This window comes from Halobacillus aidingensis, from assembly GCF_900104185.1.
In the GTDB taxonomy this organism is placed as follows: domain Bacteria; phylum Bacillota; class Bacilli; order Bacillales; family Halobacillaceae; genus Halobacillus; species Halobacillus aidingensis.
In genome coordinates, this window is sequence record NZ_FNIZ01000016.1 from 84,343 (window position 1) to 98,544 (window position 14,202).

The window sequence follows — 14,202 nt, forward strand, 5'->3', positions numbered from 1 at the left end:
AAGACTGAGAGAAACGAGTCACTCAGGAGGGAAAGTCATGGAACAACACGAGAAATGGACTCAACCAGAACCATTATGGCGTGAGAATATGTCATTGCCTACTTTTGAAGCTATGAAAGAGGATACAACGACAGAGGTGGCTGTCGTAGGTGGCGGGATCACCGGGATTACGACCGCTTACCTTCTAGCAAGAGCAGGAAAAAAGGTAACCCTGATCGAAGCGGACGAGTTGTTGAATGGTACGACAGGTCATACGACAGCAAAAGTAACCGCTCAACACGGGTTGATCTACCACGAATTGTTGAAACACTTTGGTGAAGAAGAAGCTTCGCTCTATTATCAGGCCCAAATGAGTGCCATGCAATCCATGGAAGAATGGATTGATAAATATCAGATTGATTGTAACTGGGTGAAAGAGGATGCTTATCTCTTCGCTACTACAAAAAAAGGCGCACATAAACTGGAAAATGAGTATGAGGCCTATCAAAAGTTGGGCATTCCAGGTGGCATGATTGACGCACTCCCTTTTGATATGGAAGCTACCAAGGCGCTCAGCATGAAGAACCAGGCCCGCTTCCACCCCATCAAATACTTATCTGCACTCCTTGATGAATTCGTTACACTGGGCGGGGAAATTTTTGAACATACAAAAGCGACAGATGTGAAAGAAAGGGACCGCATCGAGGTCCAAACAGGAGACGGGCATACGCTTGCCTGTGAGAAGTTGGTTTCATGCAGCCACTTCCCTTTTTACGATGGAAAAGGGTTCTATTTCAGCCGCATGTATGCCGAGCGCTCCTATCTCCTTGCTATTGAGCCCGAGAAAGAAGTGCCTGAGGGGATGTATTTATCGATCGATGAGCCGAAACGCTCCATCCGCACGGCTGACTACAATGGAAAACCTGTGCTGCTAATTGGTGGAGAAAGCCATAAGACAGGGCAAGGGGTCGACACGTCCTTCCATTACAACGCCTTGGAGGAATTCGCTGCCGAGACGTTTGGCATTAAAGAAAAACTGTTCCAATGGTCGGCGCAGGATCTCACGACACTTGATAAAGTCCCTTATATCGGACCGATCACACGGAACAATGACCGCGTATTCATCGCTACAGGCTTCCGAAAATGGGGGATGACGAACGGTACACTCGCAGCTAAGCTGATTTGTGATTACGTCCTTGGTGAGGAATCTCTTTTTCACGAACTATTCAAACCTACACGCTTCAAGTCAGATCCAAGCATGAAACAATTCTTATCCCAGAACTTCGATGTCGCTGTACATCTGGCCGAAGGGAAACTGGAACTCGTAGCCGATCGTCCGAATTCACTCAAAAAAGGAGAAGGGATGGTCGTCCAGTGGCGTGGAGAAAGAGCCGGTGCGTACAGAGATGATGAAGGCAAACTTCATGTACTGGACACGACCTGTACACATATGGGGTGTGAAGTCGAATGGAATAGTGGTGAACATACGTGGGATTGTCCATGTCACGGCTCCCGCTTTTCCTATGACGGAGCGGTTGTCGAAGGACCTGCTGACAAGCCTCTGATGAAGATTGCATTGGAAGGAACCCAGGATATGCATGCTCCATTAGGAGAAAGCAACGAGGAAGAACACGGTGAACAACCTTAACATGCATGGCCCGTAATTTGGGCCATGCATTTTTCAAGCTTCCCCTTTCGAACGGTGATATAATAAAGCGGATGAACAAATATCCTGACATACGAAAGGGTCCTAACCATGATCAATGAAGAAAAACTCGGCATTTTCTATACGGCCGGAGCTTACATATTGTGGGGTGTGCTCCCCATTTACTGGAAGATGATTCAAGAGATTCCCGCTTTCGAAATCCTAGCTCACCGCATCGTCTGGTCCTTCCTCTTCATGGGAATTGTAATCATGATTGCAAGGAAACAGAAAGAATTCATGCGAGAATGCCGCCAAATCATAAAAAATAAAAAACAGTTGGTCGGCATCACCCTTGCCTCCATCACGATCAGCATTAACTGGGTCACGTACATTCTTGCGGTCAACACCGACCATGTCGTTGAAGCAAGTCTCGGTTATTACATCAATCCGCTGGTCAGTATTTTGCTTGGAATGATCGTGTTAAAAGAAAAATTTTCAAAAGCCCAATGGCTCGCCTTCTTACTAGCCGCACTCGGGGTGATCTATATGACGGTCAACTTCGGTTCCGTCCCGTGGCTTGCTTTGCTGCTTGCTTTCAGTTTTGGATCGTACGGCCTTTTGAAAAAGCTCGTCCCTTTGAATGCCATGTTCGGTTTGACGATTGAAACGCTGATTGTCACGCCGGTTGCACTGGTCTTTCTTTTTCAACAGCAGACAGGCCAATGGTCTACGATCGACTTTGGGTCATGGACGACGGCCATCGTTTTCGGAGCCGGCATCGTCACAGCGATTCCTCTCCTTCTATTTTCGGCAGGGGCCAAAAGAATTCCATTATCGATGGTAGGGTTCCTTCAGTATTTCGCACCCACCATCATGCTGATCATAGGCATCTTCCTATATGATGAACCATTTACGGATGTTCACGCTGTATCCTTCACCCTTATATGGGCAGGACTTGCAGTTTATACCGTCACGAGAATGAAACGATTGAAAAAATACGAAGCGAAAGCAAGTTAAAAAAGGTTGGGCGGAATGCACACACATTCCGCCCAACCTTTTTCTCGACTTCTTGCTCCTTTGGCGCGATTCGGGGCTCCTTTGGCGCGACCCGGGGCTCCTTTGGCGCGACCCGGGGCTCCTTTGGCGCGACCCGGGGCTCCTTTGGCGCGACCCGGGGCTCCTTTGGCGCGAAAGGTCATCCTCGAAACGGATGACCTTTCGCTTTTTTATGCAAAACGCCTAAAGTAAGCTCACCAACTCAAGTAGGCTGCCGCATCTTTCCCTGACAGATAAGCACTTTCAAAGCGCGTGCGCCCTGCTTCATCATTCAGTCGCAAGAACGCATCCCCGGCGACTACAAGACGTCCATCTCCTGAAAGATCAACATAAGGCTGCCGCATCACTTTTTTGGCCTGGGCATATCTCCAACGTTTCAACTGTTCGGACTCCAGCTGCTTCCAGTTCAAGTACCCTGCTGCTTTTTCTTTAATTAAAGACATCACATAATCTTCCCCATAATGTTTACGTGACCAGTCCGCTTCCATATAGACGCTCACAATCGTATCACCTGATATCCCTTTTTTCCGATGATCAACCATCCGTTCCATCCCTTCAGGCAGACCAACATCTACATGGCCACCGTCCGGCAATTCCGTTTCTTCTCTGAATTGGAAAATGCCCACATACGTCGGTTCGAAATAAATGTTCCTGAGTTGCTTCAGTTCTTCTTCATCAACCTCCACCTCACTATTTTTCAATAGTTCAATGATTTGAGGGGCCGGCATCGTCAGAAGTACTTTATCTGACTGCCATTCCTTCCCGTCTTCACTATACATACGGTATCCTCCCTCTACTTCAAGCAGTTTGACTACTTTCGTATGTAGGGAAGTAGGAAGATCTGAGGCTAATTGCTTCGCAAGGCCGTTCATGCCCTGAACAGCGGTGTAGCGAGGGTATTTCTCTCCAAACCATTGTTTAATCCATCCTTGATCGAGCCAATCCTGCACCTCTTCTTCTAATTCACCTGTTCTTACGGTGAAGAATTGCGCCCCGTGGTCGGCTCGTCCATCTGCTACTCTTCTCGTTGCCAATCGTCCACCAACACTTTTACTTTTATCTGTTAACAATAGATTGCTTCTTCCTTGCTTCTTTAATCTTCGTGCTGCTGTGATGCCAGCCAGTCCAGCACCTACGATCGTAATTTCATAATGTTCCATTCGAACCCCTCCATTAACCGATTTATAGTCCATTCCCACTGCCATATAATTAAAAACGATGAACTTTTTACTAATGTATAAAAAAAGAACATCCTCGTCATGTGAGGATGTTCTTATTCTACCAAAATCTATTTCGGAGTTTGTGTCTTTTTCTGTCTACGGAACTTCATTAATGTTTCGTACGCGAGCGGTACGATGAGTAGTGTTAGGAGTGTGGAACTCGCTAACCCTCCGATCACCGTAACTCCAAGACCTTTACTGATGATCGAACCTCCTTCAAATCCAAGCGCTAGTGGAAGCAGGGCTCCGATTGTGGCCAGGGCTGTCATCAAGATTGGACGGAGTCTTGTCATCCCTGCATCGAGTAACGCTTCACGTGTAGAGAAGCCTTCTTTTTCTCTATAAATGACACGGTCAATAAGAACGATCGCATTGGTTACAACAATTCCGATCAGCATCAATGCACCGATCATGGCTGAAATACTAAGCGTTTCTCCACTGATCAATAGTCCAAGAACCGCTCCGATAATGGTAAACGGTAAAGAGAATAGAATTGCTAATGGCGCCAGTCCTCCGCCAAAGAAGACAACAAGAATCAAGTACACGATCGCGATCGCCGCGAGCATCGCTAAACCTAATTGGGAGAAGGACTCATTGATATCTTCAGCTACCCCGCCTTGAGTAATTTCAACACCGGACGGCGTGTCAATCTCCTGTACTTTTTCATTGACTTCTTGTGAGACAGCACCTACATCATCAACCGTTATCTCTGCGCTGACACTTGCATACACACGTCCATTTCTCCGTGTAATCGTATCAGCTGTTGTTCCCTCTTCGACTTCGACAAGTTCACTAATTGTGACTGTCTGACCCGTTGGGGAAGTAATTTCTTTCTCTGTTAAGTCTTCAATTCCAGTAATGTCTTCTTTCTCTACTTCCAGATAGACATTCAGTTCCTCTCCATCCCGTTCAATGGTCGTAACCACGGGTTCCTGACGGTTCTGCCCGAGCTCCATACCGATTTGTGCGGCTGTAAGTCCTAATTCACTTAAACGTTCATGGTCAGCGACGAGCGTGTATTCCTCGTAGGATTCGGAAAGGCTGGAATCGACGTTTCTCAACTTCTCTTCATCTGCCAGAAGTTCTTCAACTTCGGTAACGACTGGTTTGATTTCTTCTGTATTATCTCCGTACACACGCAGTTCAAGACCACTGCTTGATCCTGCGCCAGAGAAGTCCTGACTCATCCATTCGCCATTTTCCGTTTGTTCATTCAGGCTGTCTATGACGCGTTGCGTTTCTTCCGAAAATTCTTCGGTATCATCGGCATATTCCACGTAGAACATTGCCTGGTTGGAAGCTCCAGGGTTCATCGGGTTTTCGCCACCGACTGAATATTGAACTGTCTCCGCTCCATCACGGTCCATAAAGAATTGCTGTGCATCTTCAGCAATTCTTTCCACGTCTTCTGACGTCTGCCCCGGTTCCGGGCTGAAGGTTGCAACGACCATCTTCTGTTCTTGTTCAGGAAGAAAACTTGTTCCCACAAGTGGAAGAAGAGCGATACTTCCGACCAGAACCAAGACAGCAATGATGCTTGAAATGATTTTATGGTTCAGCGTGCTGTTTAGGACCTTTTTATATAAGAGAGCGAGTTTCCCTGCCCCTTCTTCATGTGTACGTCCCTTTATTTTCGACTCTTTTAATAGAGAATGTGACAGCATCGGAACAATGGTAACAGCCACAAGTAAAGATGCTAACAAGGCGAAAACAACGGTAAGTGCAAACGGTAAGAATATTTGACCGACTGTACCTTCAACAAGACCCAGCGGTAGGAACACAGCGATCGTTACAAGCGTCGAAGAAAGGATCGGCATGAACATTTCTTTCGTCGATTCGCGAATCAGTGCTTTTCCTTTTAACTTCTCCTCCGATAACGACATCCGCCTGTATATATTCTCGACAACAACAATGGAGTCATCCACCACACGTCCAATCGCAACCGTCATGGCTCCAAGGGTCATGATATTCAACGTGATATCCATCCAGTTCAAGAATAGAATGGCAATCAGTAAGGATAGCGGAATGGAAATGACTGAGATCAGTGTAGTCTTGATGTTGCGTAAGAACAACAAGATGACGAGGATGGCGAATATTCCACCAAACAATGCTTTATTAAGCATCGTACTGACAGACTCTTCAATCGGCTCGCCCTGGTCGAAGGAGTACACGAACTCCACTCCATCCAGTTCTTCCTGGAAAGATTCTGTTTCTGCTTTTACAAGGTTTACGACATCAACCGTATTCGCTTCTTGAGATTTGACAATCTGCAAGGAAATGGAATCTTCCCCATTCGTACGGGAGATAGATTCAGCTTCTCCAACGACCTCCACATCAGCAATTTCACCTAAGGTAACGGTCGGGATGCCATCCATGGCCGGCATGTCGCCAGTCGCTGCTCCCTGCCCCTGGCCTCCTTGCTGCGCTTCTGAAGGAACTTGACCTGCCCCTTGTGAAGGCATTTGCTGACCGGAAGCAGTCCCTCCCGCAGAAGGAATGGCAGGGATCTGCAATTCTCTCAATTCTTCCACACTTGTAAGATTTCCATCGATGACGACAGATTTTTGAGTATCGTCAAACGTGTACAAACCTAACGGGAAGGAAACATCAGACCCTTGAATGAAACTTGTAATGGTATCTTGATCCAGACTACGTTCATTCAATGCTTTCTCATCCAAATCAATTCGGACTTCTTCAAGCTGCTGTCCGGAAACTTGCACATCCGCGACACCTTCAAGCCCTTCAAGAGACGGCACAATCTCTTCTTCTACTGTCTTCGTCAATTGTTCAAGAGATCCATCTCCATTGATCGCACTTAAACTCACGACAGGAAAGGCATTGAAGTTCAGACGTGATACGGAAGGATCTTCTGCTCCTTCCGGCAAAGTCACCTGATCGACAGCTTCTTGCAATTCATCCTCTGCTTCGTCTAAACTTTTATCAAAGCTATATTCCAACTGAAGCGAAGAAGCATTTTGTAAAGAGGAAGAACTGACCGTTTTCACTCCACTCAAATTGCTCACTTGCTTTTCAAGTGGTTCTGATATTTGATCAGCCACCTCTTCTGGTGTAGCCCCTGGATAGGTTGTTGTCACCGTAATGATCGGTGGCTCGATATCCGGTATCGTTTCAAGCTTCATATTCAATCCTGCATATAATCCTGCAGCGGTAATGAGAATTGTCATAAGCCAAATCGCAAATTTGTTATTCATCGAAAAATCGATGATTCGTTTCATACTCAACTCTCCCCTTTATTGACCAGTTAGTCATAACACTATAAAATATAAATGACCAACTGGTCAGAGGTCAAGAGAAAACATCAACTTCTCCAAGTTTGAAGGAGCGACAACCATGGAACAAAAATCAATATATATTATCGAACAGTCCATCAAGCTGTTTGCGAAAAAAGGATTCAGCTCTACTTCCGTCCAAGAAATCGCAAGTGCATGTGGAATATCCAAAGGAGCTTTTTACCTCCATTTCAAATCGAAAGATGCTTTGCTTCTCGACATATTCAATTATTATTATCAGCGAATCCAGACGCGCATTGACGAGATTCAAAAACTCGATGCTGATGACCGTACGAAGTTTAAGAAACAATTGCAGGTCACATTCGAAGAACTGGCCGATCACCGTGAATTCATCATTATGCAAATCCGGGAGCAGGCCATTCCCTTCAATGAAAATATCGAACAATTCCTCACTCAAATGCGGGTGAACTCCTATCTTTTCTATAAAAGCCATCTGCAAAATATCTATCAAAAACGGGTGAATGAAACCGTATGGGAGGTTAGTTTGATTCTGCAGGGTATGTTCAAAGGGTATATGGATCTCATCATTATCGAGGGGGCTGATTTGGACCTTGAGGCCCTGTCGGAAGCCATGTTACGTAGAACAGACTACATTGTGGAAGGTTTCGAAAAGAGCGGTGACCAACCAGTCATAACTGAAGGAACCATGCGTCAGCTCTTACCTGCTAACCTCTATGGAGAAGAAAAAGAGCAACTGCTATCGAACTTAGAAGAACTAGCCAATGAAGGGGACCAGGAGATTAAAGACACCGTTCATGTCCTGACGGAAGAAATGAAAAGGGAGCAGCCTCGCTCTGCCATTCTAAAGGGAATGATCGCAAACCTCGAAGGGTCCTCGCGTTTCACCGAAGTTATCACTAGCATCAAAAAGTTCTACCAGTTATAAAGAAGTTTTTTTACAATCCTATAGTTATAACAAAAAAGCTCAGGCATTGCCTGAGCTTTTTTGTTATACGCGCTCTGCTTCTAATACTTCATCGAGAATTGGATAGACAGCTTCTACACCTTCTTCTGCAACTAAACAAGCTACACCAAGAGGGGTTTCCCAAAAGGAATCAGGAATATAAGGGTTTTTCAGCCCTGCCGGCTGGTAAAGCGAACGGTAGATGCGGTTCAAGTGCTGCCGTGTCTCTTCTGGATCTCTTTCCTTTTCCCCCCGAGCAATTAGGAACACGTAGCGCATCGACTGAAACAAGTTGTCCCCAGGCATAAACGTATATTCCTTAAAGAATTTCAGCTGTTCCTGCGCTTTTTCCTTCAACCCCGATTGGACCGCAAGATCATCGAGATGTTGTTGCAAATGGTTGTGCACTTGTTGGAAAACTCTCCGTTTTTCGTCCTGCATGACTTTATCATTATAAATTTCCTGCAATTTTGCAAATGCGGTTTCTTTCGTCCATCCCACCTTGATCACCTCATTACCTACATTCGACTTTTCTTGCTAGGATTCCTTTTTAAAACCGAACTGTTCTGCTTCCATTTGCATCGCTGTATGAAGAAGAGGAAAATCAGCAGCATCGTTTTCTAAATGACGGGACAAATTCGGGACGAGTTTGTTCCATACCATTGGATTTGCTGCCATCGATTGAAACAGGGCCACTTCATTATCTGTCCATTTTCTGAGGGACTGAACATAATGAAGTGTCATTTGGAAACCTGGTAGAAGCTGTTCATCTCTTTTCCTTGCGAATTCTTTCATCGCCTCTTCTTTCGAGATTCCTTCATCTATTTTCAAGCATGCATCGGCCAGTAAAAATGACTGCATAAAAGCATCATTGATTCCTAAACCTGTACTCGGGTCTTTGCTGTGACCAGCGTCGCCAATTAATGCCCAGCCATCTCCATAGGCCGTTCGAAAAAAATTCGGCATGCCTGGTGTTCCAATCATTTTCCCTTGAAGTCTGGCACCTTTCATTCTTTCTTTCATTCCGTACATTTGATTAAACGTTTGTTTAAACGATTCTTCCGGGTTTTTCATCATCGTTTTGAATTCTTCTGGATGGATTTCTATGCCCAGGCAGTCTCGATTGGGCTCCATTGGAAAAACAAACCCGATTCGACCTTCATGAAGAAAGATCTCTGTGGCAGGTTCCGGTAGAGGCTCTATCCCCTCAAAATATCCGTAGATGACCGGGCGCAAAGGCTTCGTTTCTTCATACTTTTCTGCCCCTGTCCAGTAAGCAAGGTTTGAGTTTTTCCCATCAGCCCCAACAACTAAATTTCCAAACACACCTTGTGGTTCTCCGTGTTCTATTAGAGTGACGCCAACAACTTTATCCCCTTCCCATATCAATTCCCGAGCCGCCGTTTCGGGTTTGAAATGGACGGATGGGAATGTGAGCGCTCGTTCAATCAGCATCGAGTCGAGCTTGTCTCTCCTGGGAATGATGGTATAAGAGGTCCTCGGCCCTTCTACGAAACTGCTTCCAATATAGGTCCGCATCCTCGTTACTTTTCTCAAACCCGAATCTTCGAGTTTCTCAAGCACGCCTAATTTTTCTAAAAATCCTGTATGGGACATAAAGTGAGTGGACAATGTATCACTCGGAAAACTGGCTTTATCGACAAGGAGGACCTTCTTCCCCATCTCTCCTAGTAAAATAGCTAAACTCGCGCCGGCCACACGTGCACCGACGATGATGACATCATAATGATGATTCATGATTGCACACACCTTTATGTATCGTTTACCTCCATCATAACTGGAGCACCACGAAAACTCTAGAGGCAGCTGCATTGGTTTTTTTGTAGATAAGCTCCCTTTTCTGGAAGACTCAGTTTCGAGACTTTTGTTGAGTGGGTAGGGGCTGCGGGGAATAGCTCGCTTTCCGCGGGAGCGCGGTGAGCCTCCTCGGACTGCGTCCTGTGGGGTCTCACCATGCACTTTTTTCCCGCAGGAGTCTCGCCATTCCCCTCCGCCCACTTGCCGGAAGAGATTCTCGAAACTACCTTCCAGTAATAGGAGCTTTTATAGTTAAGAATCCTATATCGACACGGGTTAAGGAGGATTTTACACAGAACTAGGCAGGGTACTTTAAGAGCGATTTCGAGAACCTCATATGGTAAAGGGGCGGAGGGAAACGGTGAGACTCCTGTGGGAAGTGCGTGGTAGATGAGACCCCGCAGAGCGTTAGCTCGAGGAGGCTCATCACTCGCCCACGGAAAGCGAACCTTTTCCCGGAGCCCTAAACTCCCACAAACGTCTCGAAATCAAGTCTTCAACAATACTGCCATTTCCTTTAATAACTAATCATTCTATGAACATAAAAAAACTCCCGCAATGGGGAGTTTTAATTAGTAGGTACGTTCTTCTTCAACTTCATGGTTTTGATCCAAGATTTGAAGTTTGCTCGGTTTGTTTTCTTTTGCGATTTCCTCTGCTTTGGCAACAGCGGTATCACGCTCATCATAAAGGTCTGTCGGAGCGACATCCTCGATTTTTACAAACCAACCGGTTACATCTTTATTAGGTACGACACTATATTGTTTCATGAACTTCACTCCTATCTCATAGACTTAATTAACCATTCCCACAGCAAGGAGGGTTCAAACGTATCGAAATTGTTTGACAATGAGAAAGGACGGCTTTATAATTTCAAACAAGTCAGAAAAATTTAATAAAAACAACTCTTATCGAGAGCGGCAGAGGGACTAGGCCCTACGACGCCCGGCAACCTTCAAGGCAAAACCTTGAAAAGGTGCTACATCCTACAGGTCACATGATCTGAAAGATAAGGGGAGGTATGAGATACATAAAGCCCTCTTCTTACTTACAGAAGAGGGCTTTTCGATTTCCCTCTTCTATAAAGTGGATGCCCTAGGAAAAAATCAGAGGAGGAATTTTTCCATGAGTTTACCATTCCATACGTTCGGTCCTGAAACGAATTTGCTTCACGGCGGTCAAGAACCTGATCCCGCTACAGGTTCTCGTGCTGTACCGATTTATCAGACGACATCGTATGTTTTCAATGATACAGAACATGCTCAAAACCTTTTCTCACTTGCGGAACCCGGCAACATTTATTCACGAATCGGAAACCCGACCGTGGATGTATTCGAACAACGAATCGCTCTTCTTGAGGACGGTGCCGCGGCGGTGGCGACAGCATCAGGCATGTCTGCCATCACGATGGCCATTCTGAATGTCGCTAAAGCCGGGGATGACATTGTTACTTCTACGAACCTTTATGGAGGGACATACAATTTGTTTGTCCACACCCTCCCCCGCTATGGAATCAATGTACATTTTGTAGAAGGAGATGACCCCGAATCATTCGCCAAGGCGATTACTCCTCATACAAAAGCAATCTTTGCCGAAACCATTGGGAATCCGAGTTTGAATGTACTGGACATTGAAGCGATCGCAGATGTCGCGCATGATCATCACATCCCTTTCATTATCGATAACACATTCGCCACCCCGTATGTGTGCAGACCGATCGACTGGGGAGCAGACATCGTTGTCCACTCTGCTACTAAATGGATTGGTGGACACGGCACGGCCATTGGAGGTGTTGTTGTTGATAGTGGACGTTTTGACTGGAATCATGAAAAATTCCCAGGGTTCACAGAGCCTGATGAAAGCTATAACGGCATACGCTTCGGGGTCGATGTGGGTCCGGCCGCTTTCGCCATAAAACTGCGCGTACAGCTGCTTCGGGACATTGGCGCATGTCTCAGCCCGCAAAACGCTTTCTTACTTTTGCAAGGACTGGAGACTTTACACTTGCGAGTGAAAACACATGCGGATCAAGCTTTAGAAATCGCCGAATATTTAAACCATCACGAAGGTGTCGAATGGGTGAATTATCCAGGATTGAAAGATCACCCCACTTATTCTCTAGCCGAAAAATATTTCCACTACGGCCATGGGTCGATCGTTGTCTTCGGGATTAAAGGAGGACGCGAAGCAGGGCGTAAGCTGATTGATCAGAGCACTATCTGGTCGCATGTAGCCAATGTAGGGGATGCCAAATCTTTAATCATCCATCCGGCCTCTACGACTCACCAGCAATTAAGCGACGAAAACTTGAGTAAATCCGGTGTAACAGAAGAACTTGTCCGTTTGTCTGTCGGGTTAGAGTCTGTAGAAGACTTGATTCAGGACCTGGACAACGCCATTTTCCATGCCACTGGATATAGGAGATCCTACGGTAAAAGTAAGCATGTGGCAGAGCCGGTTTTATCATCCTCCCTGGATCGTTCGAACGGGGAATTAAGAAAAAGGGTAATCGGAATTGTTGGAACAAGTGCTCTTCTTGCGGAGCAGAACAAGTTGGAAAGGTTGGGATTTGAAGTCGTTGCCTTCTCTCACCTTGAGGACCTTCAAAAAGTAACGAATGTCCACTGGGATATTGTCTATGTTGAGGAAGCGAATGAGGATGTCTTGAACATAACGAAAGAAGTAAAACCGACACTACTCTGGTCACGAAAACCAATCACTCACGAAGATGCAGCCATCATATCAGGGGTAAGCCTCTATGACGCTGTTGTAAATATCCGGTCAGGGAAAGATTTTTCTACTTCCCTCGTATCGGTCTAGTGAAAGAAAGGAGAATGAAAAGCATGTCATTAAAAAACCCCACCAGTCACCCAAGAACCAATCAAACGATATCGATTGGAACTTTCACCTGCGAGTCTGGTGAAAAGCTTTCGCATGTCGAGCTTGCCTACGAAAGATACGGGCCGACAAATGCTCCCGTCATCCTCGTATGTCACGCATTAACGGGCAACCAGCTCGCCGTCGGTTCAAGGGAAGAACGTGGCTGGTGGGCCGGTTTGATTGGTGAAGATTGTCCGATCGACACCAATCGCTATCAAGTGATCACCTTCAATGTTTTGGGTGGATGTCACGGATCTACAGGGCCTGCGAGCATTAATCCAGACACCGGCAAACCATACCGTCAAACCTTTCCCAAAGTTACCATTCGGGATATGGTCCACGCTCAGTATGAAGCTTTATATCGCTTAGGCATCACTCATGTCCACGCTATAGCAGGCGGATCACTTGGAGGTATGCAGACGTACGAATGGGGACTTCTTTACCCTGATTTCATGAAAAAATTATTCATTCTCGCAGCTACCCCTTATTTAAGTGATTATGGCATCGCTTTTAATCATATCGGTGCTCGAGCCATAAAGAGTGATCCTCATTTCCATAATGGGGACTATCATTCAAATGAAGATCTAAAGGGGTTTGAAATCGCCCGGATGACCGGGATGGTCACGTACCGCAGCAGTACCTTATTTGAAAAAAGGTTCGACCGTTCCTATCATGCCGATACCTCTTATGAGATTCAATCTTATTTGGATTACCAGGGGGATAAGATCAAAGAACGCTTTGATGCCAACAGCTATCTTTACCTTCTTGAGGCGATGAACAACCATGACATCGGACGAGGAAGAAACGGATGGGCCCAAGCAGCGAAGCAATACAAAGCAGAGGTTCACACTTTCAGTTTTGAACACGATCTCCTTTATCCAGAAGCCTTGATCCAACCATTCTCTACCTTCTGTAAAAAAGGGAAGCATCACCATATACCCACCGACTATGGGCATGATGGATTTCTCGTAGAGTTTGAACGTTGGGGCAAATGGGTGGAAGAACAATTAAACTAATTGTTCCTCCACGTGTATAATCAAAATAAAGAGGCTGGGACATAACCAGTCGAAAACGTAAAAAAGGGTTCCGGTCATCGAATTTTGATGACCGGAACCCTTTTTTACTGAGTTTATCTTATCATTGGTTAGACGGTTTCCGTTTCTGGCCGTGTACTTTCTCAAGTTCACGGCCAGGAAGGCAAATCCTAATTCATTTTCCACACACTCTTTGCCCCTCACGGACATTCGAGTGAAACGCAAATTAGCCTTCAAAAATCCAAAAACTGGCTCTACGTCTACCTTACGTTTTCCGTAGATTTCACCCGTTTTCTCGTCTGAAAGCTTCTCCTTCACGCTATTCTTTTGTTGCTCCCACTTCTCGTTGTAATAG

The 14,202-nt window shown here is 45.8% G+C and carries 11 protein-coding genes and 1 riboswitch; of the genes, 5 read left to right on the plus strand and 6 right to left on the minus strand.

The genetic code is table 11. From position 1 onward, the window contains the following. Positions 1-37 precede the first annotated feature (37 nt). On the plus strand, positions 38-1,627 hold the full coding sequence (locus tag BLS23_RS14770) for an FAD-dependent oxidoreductase (RefSeq protein WP_089653729.1): 1,590 nt from the start codon (positions 38-40) through the stop codon (positions 1,625-1,627). A gap of 108 nt (positions 1,628-1,735) precedes the next feature. Then, positions 1,736-2,641 (plus strand): EamA family transporter RarD, encoded by a 906-nt coding sequence (gene rarD / locus BLS23_RS14775; protein ID WP_089653731.1) that lies wholly within the window; start codon positions 1,736-1,738, stop codon positions 2,639-2,641. Positions 2,642-2,874: 233 nt separating this feature from the next. On the opposite strand, the gene BLS23_RS14785 is transcribed toward rarD, so the two are convergent. Further along, on the minus strand, positions 2,875-3,840 hold the full coding sequence (locus BLS23_RS14785) for an NAD(P)/FAD-dependent oxidoreductase (protein WP_089653735.1): 966 nt from the start codon (positions 3,838-3,840) through the stop codon (positions 2,875-2,877). A 128-nt stretch (positions 3,841-3,968) separates the two neighbouring features. Further along, positions 3,969-7,136 (minus strand): efflux RND transporter permease subunit, encoded by a 3,168-nt coding sequence (locus BLS23_RS14790; RefSeq protein WP_089653737.1) that lies wholly within the window; start codon positions 7,134-7,136, stop codon positions 3,969-3,971. Between the two features lie 115 nt (positions 7,137-7,251). On the opposite strand from BLS23_RS14790, the gene BLS23_RS14795 reads away from it, so the two are divergent. Beyond that, positions 7,252-8,097, plus strand: coding sequence for a TetR/AcrR family transcriptional regulator (locus tag BLS23_RS14795; protein WP_089653739.1), 846 nt, complete (start codon positions 7,252-7,254; stop codon positions 8,095-8,097). A 63-nt stretch (positions 8,098-8,160) separates the two neighbouring features. Here BLS23_RS14795 and BLS23_RS14800 read toward each other — a convergent pair whose 3' ends face one another. From BLS23_RS14800 to BLS23_RS14810, 3 genes are all read right to left on the minus strand, one after another. Beyond that, positions 8,161-8,616, minus strand: a complete 456-nt coding sequence (locus BLS23_RS14800; protein ID WP_089653742.1) for a hypothetical protein — start codon at positions 8,614-8,616, stop codon at positions 8,161-8,163. A 36-nt stretch (positions 8,617-8,652) separates the two neighbouring features. Further along, the gene (locus tag BLS23_RS14805; RefSeq protein WP_089653744.1) at positions 8,653-9,873 is read right to left on the minus strand and encodes an NAD(P)/FAD-dependent oxidoreductase; all 1,221 of its coding nucleotides are present in this window, start codon (positions 9,871-9,873) and stop codon (positions 8,653-8,655) included. A 632-nt stretch (positions 9,874-10,505) separates the two neighbouring features. Continuing rightward, entirely contained in the window at positions 10,506-10,703 is a 198-nt protein-coding gene (locus BLS23_RS14810; protein ID WP_089653746.1) for a DUF2188 domain-containing protein, read from the minus strand. A gap of 135 nt (positions 10,704-10,838) precedes the next feature. Next, positions 10,839-10,949, plus strand: a riboswitch (SAM riboswitch). A 109-nt stretch (positions 10,950-11,058) separates the two neighbouring features. On the opposite strand from BLS23_RS14810, the gene BLS23_RS14815 reads away from it, so the two are divergent. Continuing rightward, a complete protein-coding gene (locus BLS23_RS14815) occupies positions 11,059-12,753 on the plus strand; it encodes an O-acetylhomoserine aminocarboxypropyltransferase/cysteine synthase family protein (protein ID WP_089653748.1) in 1,695 nt (564 codons plus the stop codon). 23 nt (positions 12,754-12,776) lie between these two features. After that, a complete protein-coding gene (gene metX / locus BLS23_RS14820) occupies positions 12,777-13,829 on the plus strand; it encodes a homoserine O-acetyltransferase MetX (protein ID WP_089653751.1) in 1,053 nt (350 codons plus the stop codon). Here metX and BLS23_RS22055 read toward each other — a convergent pair. Beyond that, positions 13,821-14,202, minus strand: a 382-nt coding sequence (locus BLS23_RS22055) for a transposase (protein ID WP_244157226.1), incomplete at its 5' end; no start/stop codon positions are given. The genes metX and BLS23_RS22055 overlap by 9 nt on opposite strands.

Excerpts from the sequence above, each read along its gene's own strand:
- BLS23_RS14770 (WP_089653729.1), top strand. The coding sequence starts at position 38 with ATGGAACAACACGAGAAATGGACTCAACCAGAACCATTATGGCGTGAG.
- rarD (WP_089653731.1), top strand. The coding sequence starts at position 1,736 with ATGATCAATGAAGAAAAACTCGGCATTTTCTATACGGCCGGAGCTTAC.
- BLS23_RS14785 (WP_089653735.1), bottom strand. The coding sequence starts at position 3,840 with ATGGAACATTATGAAATTACGATCGTAGGTGCTGGACTGGCTGGCATC.
- BLS23_RS14790 (WP_089653737.1), bottom strand. The coding sequence starts at position 7,136 with ATGAAACGAATCATCGATTTTTCGATGAATAACAAATTTGCGATTTGG.
- BLS23_RS14795 (WP_089653739.1), top strand. The coding sequence starts at position 7,252 with ATGGAACAAAAATCAATATATATTATCGAACAGTCCATCAAGCTGTTT.
- BLS23_RS14805 (WP_089653744.1), bottom strand. The coding sequence starts at position 9,873 with ATGAATCATCATTATGATGTCATCATCGTCGGTGCACGTGTGGCCGGC.
- BLS23_RS14810 (WP_089653746.1), bottom strand. The coding sequence starts at position 10,703 with ATGAAACAATATAGTGTCGTACCTAATAAAGATGTAACCGGTTGGTTT.
- BLS23_RS14815 (WP_089653748.1), top strand. The coding sequence starts at position 11,059 with ATGAGTTTACCATTCCATACGTTCGGTCCTGAAACGAATTTGCTTCAC.
- metX (WP_089653751.1), top strand. The coding sequence starts at position 12,777 with ATGTCATTAAAAAACCCCACCAGTCACCCAAGAACCAATCAAACGATA.